The 13,405-nt window shown below is 72.4% G+C and carries 11 protein-coding genes; 6 read left to right on the forward strand and 5 right to left on the reverse strand.

The genetic code is table 11. The features are described 5' to 3' along the window. Positions 1-38: 38 nt before the first annotated feature. The 3 genes from BLW76_RS39010 to BLW76_RS39025 form a co-directional block, all read right to left on the reverse strand. A complete protein-coding gene (locus BLW76_RS39010) occupies positions 39-1,613 on the reverse strand; it encodes a DNA polymerase Y family protein (protein WP_167384879.1) in 1,575 nt (524 codons plus the stop codon). Positions 1,614-2,085: 472 nt separating this feature from the next. Next, the gene (locus tag BLW76_RS39020; RefSeq protein WP_091320421.1) at positions 2,086-2,757 is read right to left on the reverse strand and encodes a hypothetical protein; all 672 of its coding nucleotides are present in this window, start codon (positions 2,755-2,757) and stop codon (positions 2,086-2,088) included. A gap of 115 nt (positions 2,758-2,872) precedes the next feature. Beyond that, on the reverse strand, positions 2,873-3,775 hold the full coding sequence (locus BLW76_RS39025; RefSeq protein WP_091316975.1) for a class I SAM-dependent methyltransferase: 903 nt from the start codon (positions 3,773-3,775) through the stop codon (positions 2,873-2,875). A gap of 92 nt (positions 3,776-3,867) precedes the next feature. Here BLW76_RS39025 and BLW76_RS39030 point away from each other — a divergent pair, with 92 nt between their 5' ends. Further along, positions 3,868-5,268: an NAD(P)/FAD-dependent oxidoreductase gene (locus tag BLW76_RS39030; protein ID WP_091316976.1), complete on the forward strand. Its 1,401-nt coding sequence runs from the start codon at positions 3,868-3,870 to the stop codon at positions 5,266-5,268. Here BLW76_RS39030 and BLW76_RS39035 read toward each other — a convergent pair. After that, positions 5,196-6,719 (reverse strand): alpha/beta hydrolase, encoded by a 1,524-nt coding sequence (locus BLW76_RS39035; protein ID WP_091316978.1) that lies wholly within the window; start codon positions 6,717-6,719, stop codon positions 5,196-5,198. The genes BLW76_RS39030 and BLW76_RS39035 overlap by 73 nt on opposite strands. A 175-nt stretch (positions 6,720-6,894) precedes the next feature. Here BLW76_RS39035 and BLW76_RS39040 point away from each other — a divergent pair, with 175 nt between their 5' ends. From BLW76_RS39040 to BLW76_RS50715, 5 genes are read left to right on the forward strand one after another with little or no spacing between them, the layout of a single operon-like run. Further along, positions 6,895-7,290, forward strand: coding sequence for a GntR family transcriptional regulator (locus BLW76_RS39040; protein WP_167384880.1), 396 nt, complete (start codon positions 6,895-6,897; stop codon positions 7,288-7,290). Continuing rightward, entirely contained in the window at positions 7,287-8,168 is an 882-nt protein-coding gene (locus tag BLW76_RS39045) for an ABC transporter ATP-binding protein (protein ID WP_091316981.1), read from the forward strand. The genes BLW76_RS39040 and BLW76_RS39045 overlap by 4 nt, the downstream gene beginning before the upstream one ends. Beyond that, positions 8,165-9,148, forward strand: a complete 984-nt coding sequence (locus tag BLW76_RS39050) for an ABC transporter permease subunit (RefSeq protein WP_091316983.1) — start codon at positions 8,165-8,167, stop codon at positions 9,146-9,148. Before BLW76_RS39045 ends, BLW76_RS39050 begins: the two co-directional genes overlap by 4 nt. 20 nt (positions 9,149-9,168) lie before the next feature. Next, positions 9,169-10,272: an alpha/beta hydrolase family protein gene (locus tag BLW76_RS39055; RefSeq protein ID WP_091316985.1), complete on the forward strand. Its 1,104-nt coding sequence runs from the start codon at positions 9,169-9,171 to the stop codon at positions 10,270-10,272. After that, positions 10,269-12,449, forward strand: coding sequence for an alpha/beta hydrolase family protein (locus tag BLW76_RS50715; RefSeq protein ID WP_091316986.1), 2,181 nt, complete (start codon positions 10,269-10,271; stop codon positions 12,447-12,449). Before BLW76_RS39055 ends, BLW76_RS50715 begins: the two co-directional genes overlap by 4 nt. Positions 12,450-12,491: 42 nt before the next feature. Here BLW76_RS50715 and BLW76_RS39065 read toward each other — a convergent pair whose 3' ends face one another. Further along, positions 12,492-13,403, reverse strand: coding sequence for an extracellular catalytic domain type 1 short-chain-length polyhydroxyalkanoate depolymerase (locus BLW76_RS39065; protein ID WP_091316988.1), 912 nt, complete (start codon positions 13,401-13,403; stop codon positions 12,492-12,494). Between the last annotated feature and the right edge of the window lie 2 nt (positions 13,404-13,405).

The raw sequence follows: 13,405 nt of genomic DNA on the forward strand, positions 1-13,405 counted from the left end.
CTGCGGCACGGGTATGACGACCCTCACCCCGGTCGCCGTCAGTCGTAGCAGCCCTCGACTGTCCACTGTGGATCGTCGCCCAGCGTGGCCCGCAGCAGGAGCGCGACGTCGCCGTCGGTGTCGCCGGCCAGCACCACCTGGACGCGGGCGAACGGCCGCTCGCCGCGGCGGCCGGGCAGGGTCGGGCGCACCACCCACGGGCCTGCCGAACCGATGACCCGGCGGGGCGGCCCGCCGTCGACCGCGACCGTCGACGGCGGGTAGCCCAGCTCGCCGCGGGCGGTGCAGCGGACGACGTCGCCGACCGCGTCGAGCACCTCGGCCGGCACCGGGCGGGGCGGCACGACCGTCGGGGACGGGGCGGGCAGGCGGCCCGGCCACGGGCGGTCCGCGGCCAGGGGGCGGCGCGGCTCGCCCCACGGGATGAGCCGGACGCGCTCGCCCGGGCCGCGGCCGCCGTCCAGCAGCGGTGTGACGACGGCGGCCGGGCCCAGCAGGCCCTGGATGCGGACCAGGGCGCGGCCGGCGCGCTCGGCGGCGTCGGCGTCGGCGCCCACCGAGCCGAGCTGCAGCTGCAGCGCCTCGCCGCCGACGACCTCTTCGGGGTCGAGGCGCAGCCGGACGATGCCGGCGGTCGGCCGGTCCCGCGCGGTGAGCCAGCCTTCGCACTGCCAGCGCACGCGGTCGGCCGTCGCGCGGGCGGTGAGGGGTTCGGCACAGCGCCAGACGCGGACGCGTTCCTCACCGGCTTCGGTGACGGCGACGATGGCCAGGCGCGTGCAGGCGAGGCCGTGGTTCGCGAGCCCGGCGAAGAAGCGTTCGCCGAGGGTCTTCGCGACGAAGGCGGCTTCGTCGATCCTCTTCAGGGGTTCGTCGAAGGTTTCGGTGACCGCCAGGTCCGGCGGGAGGGCGCGGCGCAGGGGCGGGCGTTCGGAGCGGCCGCGGGCGAGCCGGTGGGCGGCGACGGCGTCCTTCGGGAAGCGGCCGGCGACGTCGCGTTCGGCCAGCGCGGCGAACGCGCCGAGGGTGCGCAGGCCGAGCCGCTTGAGCAGGTCGACGAGCTCGCCGCGGTCGTCACCCGGCTGGTTCAGCTCGGCGATCGAGAGCGGCGCGAGGAAGTCTTTCGCGGTTCCCCGGGGGACGAGAGCCGATCGCCGGGCGGCGAGGGTGGCGGCGAACAGCCCGTCGGCGATCCCGACCTGGCATTCGACACCGGCCCGGGCAGCGACCTCGTCGATGAGCAGCTCGGCGAGGGCGGCCTCCCCGCCGAAGTACCCGGCGGCCCCGTCGACGGGCACGGCGACGATCCCGGGCCGCACGACCTCGACCCCGACGGCCTGCCCTTCGACGGCGGCGGCCACGGGTTCGAACAGCCGGGCATCGCGGTCGGGATCGTGCTGGTGCACCACGAGTCCCGGACAGCGCGACTGGGCATCCCGGCGCCGCATCCCCCGCCCGACACCGTGCTGCCGGGCGGAAGCGGAGCAGGCAACGACGCGATTGGCGGAGAAGACGGCGGCGGGAGCAGAGGGCGGCGAGCCAGCCGCAGCCCCGGCGGCGACGACCGGCCAGTCCGGGCACCACAGCACGAGCAGCCGTGGCGCGTCGCTCATCCCGCGGCCGGCGGGTGCTGCCGGGGTGGGAGCGGGAGCGCCGGGGGCAAGGGGTGCTCGGGCAGGGGGCGGTCGGGCGGGTTTGCCGTCGCGGTCGTGAGGGGGACCGGAACTCGCGTGACCCAGGACGGAACTCGCGTGATCGGACGCGGGACTCGCGTGACCGAGGGCGGAACCCGCATGACCCGGGACCGAACCCGCGTGCCCCGGGACCGAACTCGCGTGATCGGACGCGGAACTCGCGTGACCGAGGGCGGAACCCGCGCGATCCGGGCCGGAACTCGCGTGCCCCGGGACCGAACTCGCGTGATCGGAAGCGGAACTCGCGTGACCGAGGGCGGAACCCGCGTGACCCGGGCCGGAACTCGCGTGATCCGGGACCGAACTCGCGTGATCGGAGGCGGAACTCGCGTGATCCGGGGCGGAACTCGTGTGGTCATGCCGTGACCCGCCTGGCCGCGTGACCCCGGCGTCACCCGGCCACCCCGACCAGCCGCCGCTCCGGGTGGTTGCCTTCCGCCACCGCTCCGCCCGGGCCTGGCAGCTGCAACGCCGCCGTCAGGGGGCGGGCTGCCGCGCCTCGGCCGTGGCTTGTGGCCTGTACCTCGCGGGATCTCAGGTGGCCGTGGCCGTCCTGGGTGAGGCCGTGCCAGCGGCGGCCCGAGACCGTCAGTTCCACGTCCGCTCCCGGCCAGGAGCCTGCCGTCAGCAGGACCGTTCCCCGGTTGCGGACCCGGCCCGCCAGCTTGCGGGCCGTCTGCGGCGACACCGAAGCCGGGCCCAGCACCACCAGGTCGAAGCCGTCGACCAGGGCCGACAGCACCGCCACCAGCTCCGCGCCCGGGTCCGGCACCAGCGCCAGCCGCGCCAGGTCGACGCCGAGTTCCGCCGCCGCGGCCAAGCCCAGGTCCGGCAGGCCCGTGACCGCCGCCCACGAGCCGTTGCGGGTCGCCGCCGCGAGGAGGGCCAGCACCAGGGACCGCGCGCCGCGGACCGCGACCGTGCTGCCGCGCCGCAGGCCGCCGCCGGGGAGCAGGCGGGCCAGCTCGGGCAGCACCGTCAGCACGTCCCCGTCGGCCGGCTCACGCAGCTGCGCGGCCGTGCGGACTCCCGGGATGGCCGTGAGCGCCTCCGGCACCGCCACCACCGCTCACCTCCAGCACCACGTACTCGCACCGGAGACGCCCACCGGCGCACCCAGACTCATCGAACACTTGTTCGCATACTGCGAGACGCGGCGGCCGCTGTCAAGCCGGGCGTCACCTCCGGGGGAGAACGCCGCTGACGTACCGCACGTCGCCGGTGCGCAGGTCGTCGTCGCCCAGCGGGGCGAGGCCGTGCGCGGCGAGCAGCTCGCGGACGGTGCTGGCGGTCAGCACCCAGCCCCGAGCGGCCAGGTAGGTCTCCACGTCGTGGCGTTCACCGTAATAGCGTAGCTTCGCCATGTCCGTGTCGAAGCGCTGTTCGCGCCAGCGCCCGGAGATCCGGTCCAGGCCCGCCTTCGTCCGCGCTTCGTCGCCCGGCCGCGGATTGGGCCGGTTTTCCGTCGCCAGCCTGCTGCCCTCCGCGCTGAGCCCGGTGATGACGTCCAGCAGGCGGTCCTGCGCCTCGGGCGGCAGGTAGCCGAGCAGGCCTTCGGCGCTCCACGCGGTCGGCCGCGAAGGGTCGAAGCCGGCGTCGCGCAGTGCGGCGGGCCAGTCCTCGCGCAGGTCGGCGGGCACCACCCGCCGGTCGGCGGCGGGCTCGGCCCCCAGCTCCGCCAGGGTGCGGGTCTTGAACTCGAGCACCTCCGGCCGGTCGACCTCGTACACGACGGTCCCGGCCGGCCACGGCAGCCGGTACGCGCGCGAATCCAGCCCCGCGCCCAGGATCACGACCTGCGGGACCGCCGATTCGCGGAAGAACGCGTCGTAGAACCCGGTCCGGACCTTGGCCACGTCGATCCAGACCTGCTCGACCAGGTCGCCGGGCGGGGTTTCGCCGCTCGCCAGCCGGGTGAGCAGGTCGACGCCGACGGCCCGGACGAGCGGTTCGGCGAAGCGGTCGTCGATGCGCGCGGGATCCGAGCGGGTCGCGATCGCCCGCGCCGCGGCGGCCATCGTGGCGGTCGCGCCGACGCTCGACGCCAGATCCCAGGTGTCGCCCTCGCGCCGGGAAGCCATCCCCGGATTCTGCCCGATCCCTGTGACGCGGCTCGCGGTCACACCCGCCCCCGCCACCTCGTCCAGGGGGTGAACCGAGAAAAGAGGACGAAATGCGCCGGATCCTGATCGTCGGTGGTGGTTACGCCGGTTTCTACGCCGCCTGGAAGCTCGAGAAGAAGCTGCGTCGCGGGGAGGCCGAGGTCACCCTCGTCGACCCGCGGCCCTACCTGACCTACCAGCCGTTCCTGCCCGAGGTCGTGGCCGGTTCGGTCGAGGCGCGGCACGCCGGGGTGTCGCTGCGGCGGCACCTGCGCCGCACCCGGATCGTCGCCGGGAAGGTCACCGCCATCGACCACGCCCACCACGTCGTCACCGTGCAGCCGGCCGACGGCGAACCCTTCGAAAGAAGCTACGACACCATCGTCGTCACCGCCGGCGCGGTCACCCGGACGCTGCCCGTGCCGGGCATCGCCGAGCAGGCCATCGGCCTCAAGCACGTCGAAGAGGCCGTCGCGATCCGGGACCGGCTGCTCACCGCCTTCGACCGCGCCGCCGCGCTGCCCGCCGGGCCGCAGCGCCGCAAGCTGCTCACCGTCACCTTCGTCGGCGGCGGCTTCTCGGGCGTCGAGGGCTTCGGCGAACTGCTGTCGCTGGCGACGGCGTTGCTCAAGCGCTACCCCGAACTGCACCGCGACGAGCTGCGGTTCCACCTCGTCGAGGCGTCGGACCGCATCCTGCCCGAGGTCACCGACCGGCCGGGCCGCTGGGTCGTGCGCGAACTGGAACGCCGCGGCGCCCACGTCCACCTGAACACCCTGGTGACGTCGGCGAAGGACGGTCACGTAACGCTCTCGACCGGCGAGGAGTTCGACGCCGAGCTGATCGTCTGGACCGCGGGCAACGGCGCCAACCCGGTCGTCGGGCGGCACACCGACCTCCCGGTCGACGAACGCGGCTTCCTCGTCGTGCGCCCGGATCTGCGCGTCGAGGGCGTGGCCGACGCGTGGGCCGCCGGGGACGACGCCGCCGTGCCCGACCTCACCTCGCCGGTGCCGGGCACGCGGACCGTGCCCAACGCCCAGCACGCCTACCGGCAGGGAAAACTGCTGGCCCGCAACATCATCGCGACGCTGCGCGGCCGGGAGCCGAAGCCTTACGTGCACCACAGTCTCGGCGCGATCGCGACGCTCGGCCTGGGCCGCGGGATCTTCCAGTACAAGCGGCTCGTCATCAAGGGCCTCCCGGCGTGGCTCATGCACCGCGGTTACCACGTGCTCGCCGTGCCCACCTGGGAACGCAAGATCCGGGTGCTCGCGGTGTGGCTGACGCAGGCGCTGTTCGGCCGCGACATCCTCAGCCTGGCGTCGGTCCAGCACCCGCGGGACGCCTTCGTGGCGGCGGGCCGCACCGTCGCCGATGCGGCCCGCCGGGGTCAGGATCAGCCCGCGAAGGGGCTCGCGTCGATCCCGCAGGTCGTGCCCGCGGCCGGGAAGGTCCCCGAGATCAGGTAGTCCCGCTTGACCTTCTCGGTGCACGTGCTCGGCACGTACATCGAGGAGTGACCGTAGCCCTCGGTCACGAACACGCGCGCCCGCGCCAGCTCCGCGGCGCCGTCGCGGGCGCCGTGCAGCGGGGTGGACGGGTCGTAGCGGTTGTTCAGCACGAGGATCTCCGCCGACGTCGGGCGGTTCCACGGACCCGTGTAGCGGTCGGTGTCCTTAGCCTTCCAGAACGCGCAGCTCATCATGTCCAGCACCGCGATCCGCCCGAAGTACGGCACGCGCTGGTCTTCCGACTCGGCGTAGGAGCTGTAGACCGCCGGGTCGGTCGGCACGTCGCTGTCGGAGCACTGGATGGCGTTGAACGCTTCGGTCCGGTTCGAAACGTACTGCTCGCCCTTGACAGCCGCGGAACGCAGGGCCGGCGTGGCCGGGGCTTCGTAAAGCCGTTGCAGCAGCGCGGCGATGTCCGCCCAGCCCCGCGAGTCGGACAGGTCCGCCGCCGCGTTGATGATGCCCGAGTACGTCCACGTCTCGCCGTCGCTGACGATCGGGGCCTGCTTGGCCCGCGCCGTCAGCGCCGCCCACTTCGCCTTCGGGTCACCCGAGGAGAACGCGCACTTCGGGCCGGCTTCCGAGCACAGCCGCAGGAACTGCTCGAAGGTCTGCGCGATGCCGGTCGCGACGTCCTGGCGGGTGTCCAGCGGGACGCTCTTGCCGTTGCCGTTCTGGCCGGTCGAGTTGCCGGCGAAGTCCATGGTGCCGTCGAACACCATCGCCCGGATCCGGTTCGGGAACAGGTTGGCGTAGGTCGCGCCGAGCTGCGTCCCGTAGGAAATGCCGTGGTAGTTCAGCTTCGGGTCGCCGACCGCGCGGCGCAGCAGCTCCAGGTCACGGGCGGTGTTGGCCGTGGAGACGTGCTCGAGGATCGGGCCCGCCTTCGCCGAGCAGCGGTCGGCGAGCTCCTTCGACTTGGCGTAGAAGGCCGCGTTGCCGCTCGGGTCGCCCGGCATCTCCGGGAACGAGCCGAAGAACGCCTGCTGCTCGGCCACGGTGTCGAAGCACCGGACCGCGGTGCTGTTGGCGATCCCGCGCGGGTCCCAGGAAACCAGGTCGAACCGCGCGCGCAGCTCGTCGGAGAACAGCCACGGCCACTTGCCGCGCTCCCGCAGCCGCTGCAGGCCGGACGCGCCGGGGCCGCCGAAGTTGACGAACAGCGAGCCGATCCGGTGCTTCTGGTCGGTCGCGGGCAGCTTGATCAGCGCCAGGTCGATCTTCGTGCCGGACGGCCGGTCGTAGTCCAGCGGCACGGAAGCCTTGCTGCACTGGAAACCGTCGGCGCAGTCCGTCCAGCTCAGCTGCGGCGTCGGCACGCTGTCGATGGAAGCCGGTGCCGCGGACGCGACCGCCGGTCCCGCCGCGACGGCCATCGAGACACCGAGTGCGACGACCACGCCGCGCACGATGCCTCCCCCAGAAATTCGACGCACGAAAGAAGTCCTCTCGAGAAGGGAAACGATCACCACCACAGACGGACGAGGGGGTGCCGAGGTTGGCTCCGGTCGCCGAAAAAGATCGCTGGCCATCTCCACCGCTACTTAGCTATAGTACTAGGCAACTAGATAAATGGAGTTGCCGATGATCGAGTTCCACCTGGACGCGAGGTCCGGCCTGTCGCCGTACCAGCAGCTGGTCCAGCAGGTGCGGCACGCGCTGCGCCTCGGCCTGCTGTCCGAGGGAGACCAGCTCCCGAAGGTCAAGGACGTCGTCGCGAGCCTCGCGATCAACCCGAACACCGTGCTGAAGGCCTACCGCGAGCTGGAGCACGACGGCCTCGTCGCCGCCCGCCCCGGCGTCGGCACCTTCGTGACGGCGACGCTGAACGGCGGCGCTTCGTTCGCCGCGATGGGCCCGCTGCGGCAGGACCTGCGCCGCTGGCTGGGCAAGGCCCGCAAGGCCGGGCTCGACGAAGAGAGCATCGAGGCCCTGCTGATGTCCACGTTTCGCGACTCCGCCAGAGAGGGAATAGCGTGACCGTCCTGCGCGCCCAGGGGCTGGGCAAGAAGTACAAGCGCAAGCAAGCGCTCACCGGCTGCACGCTGGAGATCGAGGCCGGCCACGTCACCGGGCTCGTCGGGCCCAACGGCGCGGGCAAGTCGACGCTGCTGAACATCGCGGCCGGCATGCTGGAGCCGACGACCGGCACGATCGAGGTGTGCGGCGGGGTGCCGGGCAGCGGCCCGGAGCAGCTGGCCAAGGTGGGCTACGTCGCCCAGAACACGCCGGTCTACAGTGGACTGACCATCGAGGAGCACCTGCGGCTCGGCGCCCACCTCAACCCGGGCTGGGACGCCTCGCTCGCCGAGAAGCGCGTCGAACGGCTCGGGCTGGACCCGAAGCAGCACGCCGGCAAGCTCTCCGGCGGCCAGCGCGCCCAGCTGGCGCTCACCATCGGCATCGCCAAGCGTCCCGAACTGCTGCTGCTCGACGAGCCGGTCGCGGCACTGGACCCACTGGCGCGCCGGGAGTTCCTGCAGGACCTCATGGAAGCCGTCGCCGAGCACGGGCTGTCCGTCGTGATGTCCTCACACCTGGTCAACGACCTCGAACGGGTCTGCGACCACCTCGTCGTGCTGGTGGCTTCGCAGGTCCGGGTGATCGGCGAGGTGGAGACGCTGCTCGCCACGCACCACCGGCTCTCCGGGCCGCGCCGCGACCTCGACACGCTCCCGGCCGACCAGCACGTCGTCTCGGCGAAGCACACCGACCGCCAGACCACCGTGCTCGTCCGCACCGAGGCCCCGATCCTCGATCCTTCGTGGACGGTCGGGCAGCTCGGGCTGGAGGACCTCGTCCTCGAGTACATGAGCAACCCCACCGCCGCCCGCCCCGCCCTGGAGGTCCTCCGATGACCTGGCTGACCTGGCGCCAGTTCCGCCTCCCCGCGCTGTCCGTGTTCTCCGGGCTGATCGCGATCGCCGTCGTGCTCGCGATCACCGGACCCGAACTGGTGGGCCGCACGGACTTCTCCGACCAGGATGTCCTCTTCCAGGGGACCATCCTGGTGCTGTACCTGCTGCCCGCGGTCATCGGCGTGTTCTGGGGCGTCCCGATGATCACGCGCGAGCTGGAGAGCGGCACGCACAGTCTCGTCTGGAACCAGACCGTCACGCGCAAGCGGTGGCTCACCACCAAGCTCGGCTTCGGCCTGCTCGCCGCGATGGCCGCCGCCGCGGTGCTGAGCGTCGCCGTCTCCTGGTGGGCGAGCCCGATCGACGCGCTTTCCGCGCTGCAGACCGATCGCGGCATGCAGGCGCGCATCGCCCCGGTGGTGTTCGGCGCCCGCGGCATCGTCCCGATCGGCTACGCGGCCTTCGCCCTCGCGCTCGGGGTCGCGGTCGGGATGCTGCTGAAGCGGACCGTCGCCGCCATGGCCGTCACGCTCGCCACGCTCGCTGCCGTGCTGCTCCTGGTGCCCGCCTTCGTGCGGCCGTACCTGCTGCCGCCGCAGACCCAGGTGGTCGCGATCACCGGGCAGAACATCACGAACATCAGCGGTGACGACACCCACGGGATCCTGGAGATCGGCGTGCGCAAGCAGGCCGGCGCGTGGGAGCTGGCGAACGAAACCCTCGACCCGGCCGGGAACGTGGCCGACCCGCTGCCGTCCTTCATCCAGAACTGCGCACCGAGGCCCGGCGCGGGCCCGCCGGAGCGAGGCAGCATGGAAGCGTGCCTGGCCCAGCTGGGCACCCACGGCTACCAGCAGCGCCTGACCTTCCAGCCGGGCTCTCGCTTCTGGCCGCTGCAGTGGCTCGAACTCGCGCTCTACCTCGCCATGACCGCCCTGCTCACCTGGTTCTGCTTCCGCCGTCTCCGCCACCTGTCCTGACGAATCCGACTGGGGGATTCATGCGCACTCTCGCGGTAGCCACCGCCCTGACCGTCGCTTTGTCGACACCCGCCGCGGCGGCCACGACGCCGTCCCTGCCCCGCCCGACCGGGCACGCACCGGTCGGCGTCACCACCTTGTCCTTTGTGGACAAGTCGCGCGCCGACCCGTGGGTGCCGTCGGTGCCCTACCGGGAGCTGATGGTCTCCTTCTTCTACCCGGCGACCTCGGTGCACGGACCGAAGAAGCAGTACATGACCCCGCTCGAGTCCGAACGCAACCTCGAGCGGCAGAACATCCCGGGCCTCCCGCTGGACGTCCTGAGCACGGTCCGCACGAACGCCGTCGTCGACGCGAAGCCGGCCGGACGGAGGCACAGCCTGCCGCTGGTCGTGCTGTCCCCGGGCTGGACGCAGCCCCGCGCGACGCTCACCGCGCTGGCCGAGGACCTGGCCAGCCGCGGGTACGCCGTCGCGGCGATCGACCACACCTACGAAAACCGCGCCACGACGTTCCCCGACGGGCACGTCACCGGCTGCGCCGCCTGCGAAGTCGACGACCAGCCCGGGTTCTGGGAGAAGTTCGCGCAGGTCCGGTCGAAGGACACGTCCTTCGTGCTCGACTCCCTGCTGTCGTCGAAGCAGGGTGCGCTGATCGACCCGCAGCGGATCGGCATGACCGGCCACTCCGCGGGCGGCGCGATCACCACCCAGGCGATGCTGGCCGATCCGCGCATCCGGGCCGGCGCCGACATCGACGGCAGCATCCACGTCCCGCTCCCGGCGTCCGGGCTTGCGCGGCCCTTCCTGTTCCTGGGCAGCATGGACAACTACACGCCGGGCGCGCCGGGGCCCTACGACGACTGGGAGACGGACTGGCCGCACCTCACCGGCTGGAAGCGCTGGCTGATGGTGTCCGGCACGGTCCACGCGTCGTTCACCGACCTCGGCGTGCTCGCCGCCCAGCTCGGCGTCGACATCGGCGACGCGATCGACCCGTACCGCGCGCTGGCGGTCACGCGGACCTACGTAAGCGCTTTCTTCGACCTGCACCTGCGCTGCCGCCCGCAGCCGCTGCTGGCCGCGCCCTCGCCCGCTTTCCCGGAAGTGACCTTCATCGGATGAAACTGAAGAGCCTCATGGTCGTCACCGCCCTCACCCTCGCGCTGACGTCGCCGTCCGCGTCGGCCGACCCGGTGCTCACGCTGGCGAAACCGACCGGCGACCGGCCCGTCGGCACGACGTCGCTGTACCTCAAGGACACCTCGCGGGCCGACCCGTGGGTGCCGTCGGTGCCCTACCGGGAGCTGATGGTCTCCCTCTTCTACCCGGTGGCCTCGGCCACCGGGCCGAAGAAGCAGTTCATGTCCGAAGCCGAAGCCAAGGCCGTCTTCGCCGAAGCCGGCATCGAGGGCATCCCGCCGTCGGTCATGACGACGGTCCGCACGGACGCCGTCGTCGACGCCCACCCGGCCGGGCGCGGCCTGCCCGCGGTCGTCCTGTCGCCCGGCTTCAAGCGGCCCCGCGCCGAGCTGACCTCGCTGTCGGAAGACCTGGCGAGCCACGGCTACCTGGTGGTCCTGGTCGACCACACCTACGAGAACGTGGCCACCACGTTCCCGGACGGCCGGGTCACCGGCTGCGCGGCCTGCGGCAGCTACAACCTCGAGTTCTGGCAGAAGCTGGGCCGTGGCCGGGCGAAGGACGTGTCGTTCGTCCTGGACTCGCTGATCCGCTCCCGGCCGGGTTTGCTCGATCCCGCGCGGATCGGCATGGCCGGGCACTCCGTCGGCGGCGCGAGCGCGATCGGCACCATGGTGGCCGATCCGCGGCTCAAGGCCGGGATCGACATCGACGGGACCACGGACGACCCGCTCCTGGCGCCGGGCCTGGACCGGCCGTTCCTGTTCCTCGGCAGGCAGGACACGTACACGCCGGGCACCGGCGACGAAGCCGCGACCTGGGAGCGGGACTGGGCGCAGCTCAAGGGCTGGAAGCGCTGGCTCACCGTGTCCTCCGGGGCTTTGCCCCGGGCCGGGGGCTCCGCCACCCGGAACCCCCGAAAGCCTCTCGTGGCCGGGATGCAGCACCCGTCGTTCACCGACATCGGCCTGGTCGGCGAGCAGCTGGGCCTCGATTTCGGCGCGACCACCCCGGCCGCGCGCGGCCAGGCGATCACCGCGGCGTACGTCCGGGCGTTCTTCGACCAGCACCTGCGCGGCAAGCCGCAACCGCTGCTGGACCAGCCGTCGGCGCAGTACCCGGAGATCGCCTTCGCCCGGACGTCGACGCCGTACCTGCCCGCCCCGACCGGCGACAAGCCGGTGGGCAGCACGGCGGTGTACCTGAAGGACACTTCGCGTCCCGACCCGTGGGTGCCGTCGGTCCCCTACCGGGAGCTGATGGTCACCCTCTTCTACCCGGCCGCGTCGGCGAAGGGCCCGAAGACGCAGTACCTGACGCCGCAGGAGTCGGCGGCATTGCTGGCGGGCAGCGGCCTGCCGTCCGGCACGCTCACCGGGCTGGTGACGAACTCCGTCGCCGACGCCCGGCCGGCGGGCCGCGGGCTGCCGCTGGTCGTGCTCTCACCGGGCTACACCAAACCCCGCGCCACGCTGAGCGCCCTCGCCGAGGACCTGGCCAGCCACGGGTACGTCGTCGCGGTGGTCGGCCACACCTACGAGAACACCGGCCAGAGCTTCCCCGGCGGGCGGTTCGCCGGGTGCGCGTCCTGCGAAGTCCCGCACGACAACGACGCGTTCTGGCAGAAGCTGGAGCGCGGCCGGGCCGCCGACGTCTCGTTCGTCCTCGACTCGCTGACGCGGTCGAAGTGGGCGGGCCTGATCGACAGTTCCCGGATCGGCATGGCCGGGCACTCCGTGGGCGGCGGGAGCACCATCCCCGCGATGGTCGCCGACACCCGGATCAAGGCCGGGATCGACATCGACGGGTCCAACAAGGTCCCGCTGACCGCACCGGGGCTGGCGCGGCCGTTCCTGTTCGTCAACCACGAGCAGGTGCCGAAGTGCGCACCGGGCAACGCGGACTGGGAACGGGACTACGCGCAGATGACCGGGTGGAAGCGCTGGATCGAGGTGGCGGGCACGCAGCACGCGTCCTTCACCGACGTCGGGCTGGTGGGCGAGCAGCTGGGCGTCCCCGTCGACGGCCCGAACGCGGCCGCGCGGGCGAGTGAGATCACCCGGGCGTACGTGCAGGCGTTCTTCGACCAGCACCTGCGCGGGCAGGCACGGCCGATCCTCGACCGGCCGGGGTTCCCCGAGGTCTCGTTCTGCCGGTGAGCACGGCGGAGGCGGCACTGGGGGTGCCGCCTCCGCCGGTCGTCACCGGTCGAGGCCGAGGAACGAAATCGCGTACGCCAGCTGGCCGGTCATCGGCAGGGAGTGCCCGACCCCGGCGATGCTGACGCCCTCCACCGTCGCCTGGGTACTCGTGTTGCCGTACCGGGTGCGCGTCCACGACGACTGCGGGTGGTCGGTGAACGCCGGGGTCTGGCCCAGCCCGTTCAGGTTGGTCCACTGCTTGATTTCTTCCCCGAAGTTCGGGTACGCCAGCGTGGTGTCGGTGGTGCCGTGCCACAGCTGCATCCGCGGGTAGCGGCCCGTGTAGCCCGGGTACATCGCCCGGGCCAGGTCACCCCACTGCTGCGCGGTCCTGATCGACCGCCCGCCCGAGCAGGTGCTGTTCCACAGCGAGCCGTTCGTGGTCGCGAAACACCCGGCAGGCACGCCGGAGAACGCCGAGGCCGCCGCGAACACGTCGGGGTACTGGGCGGCCAGCACGTTCGTCATCATCGCCCCGGACGAGAACCCGCTGACGACCACCCGCGCCGGATCGACGTTGTAGCGCGCTTTGGCCCAGGCGACCATCGACATGATCCCGGTCGAGTCCCCGCCCCCGTTGCGCCGCAGCGCGTTCGGCGTCGAGACGTCGAAGCACTTCTCGCTGCGGGTCGCTTCCGGCAGCACCATGACGTAGCCGTACCGGTCGGCCGCGGTGACGTAGTCCTTGCCGTTCCAGCCGAAGACCGAGCTCGCCGAGCCGCCGCAGTAGTGCACCAGCACCAGCAGCGCCGGCTTGGCCGCCACCCGGTCCGGGACGTAGACGTACATGTTCAGGTTCGTCGGGTTGTTGCCGAAGTTCGTCACCCTGGTCAGCGCGGCCGCGTGGGCGGGCGCGGCCAGGCCGGTGACCATGACCACCAGTGCCAGCAGGGCACCGAGCATGCGTTTCATCG

Source organism: Amycolatopsis tolypomycina, assembly GCF_900105945.1.
GTDB classification, from domain to species: domain Bacteria; phylum Actinomycetota; class Actinomycetes; order Mycobacteriales; family Pseudonocardiaceae; genus Amycolatopsis; species Amycolatopsis tolypomycina.

Excerpts from the sequence above, each read along its gene's own strand:
- BLW76_RS39010 (WP_167384879.1), bottom strand. The coding sequence starts at position 1,613 with ATGAGCGACGCGCCACGGCTGCTCGTGCTGTGGTGCCCGGACTGGCCG.
- BLW76_RS39025 (WP_091316975.1), bottom strand. The coding sequence starts at position 3,775 with ATGGCTTCCCGGCGCGAGGGCGACACCTGGGATCTGGCGTCGAGCGTC.
- BLW76_RS39030 (WP_091316976.1), top strand. The coding sequence starts at position 3,868 with ATGCGCCGGATCCTGATCGTCGGTGGTGGTTACGCCGGTTTCTACGCC.
- BLW76_RS39040 (WP_167384880.1), top strand. The coding sequence starts at position 6,895 with ATGATCGAGTTCCACCTGGACGCGAGGTCCGGCCTGTCGCCGTACCAG.
- BLW76_RS39050 (WP_091316983.1), top strand. The coding sequence starts at position 8,165 with ATGACCTGGCTGACCTGGCGCCAGTTCCGCCTCCCCGCGCTGTCCGTG.
- BLW76_RS39055 (WP_091316985.1), top strand. The coding sequence starts at position 9,169 with ATGCGCACTCTCGCGGTAGCCACCGCCCTGACCGTCGCTTTGTCGACA.
- BLW76_RS50715 (WP_091316986.1), top strand. The coding sequence starts at position 10,269 with ATGAAACTGAAGAGCCTCATGGTCGTCACCGCCCTCACCCTCGCGCTG.
- BLW76_RS39065 (WP_091316988.1), bottom strand. The coding sequence starts at position 13,403 with ATGAAACGCATGCTCGGTGCCCTGCTGGCACTGGTGGTCATGGTCACC.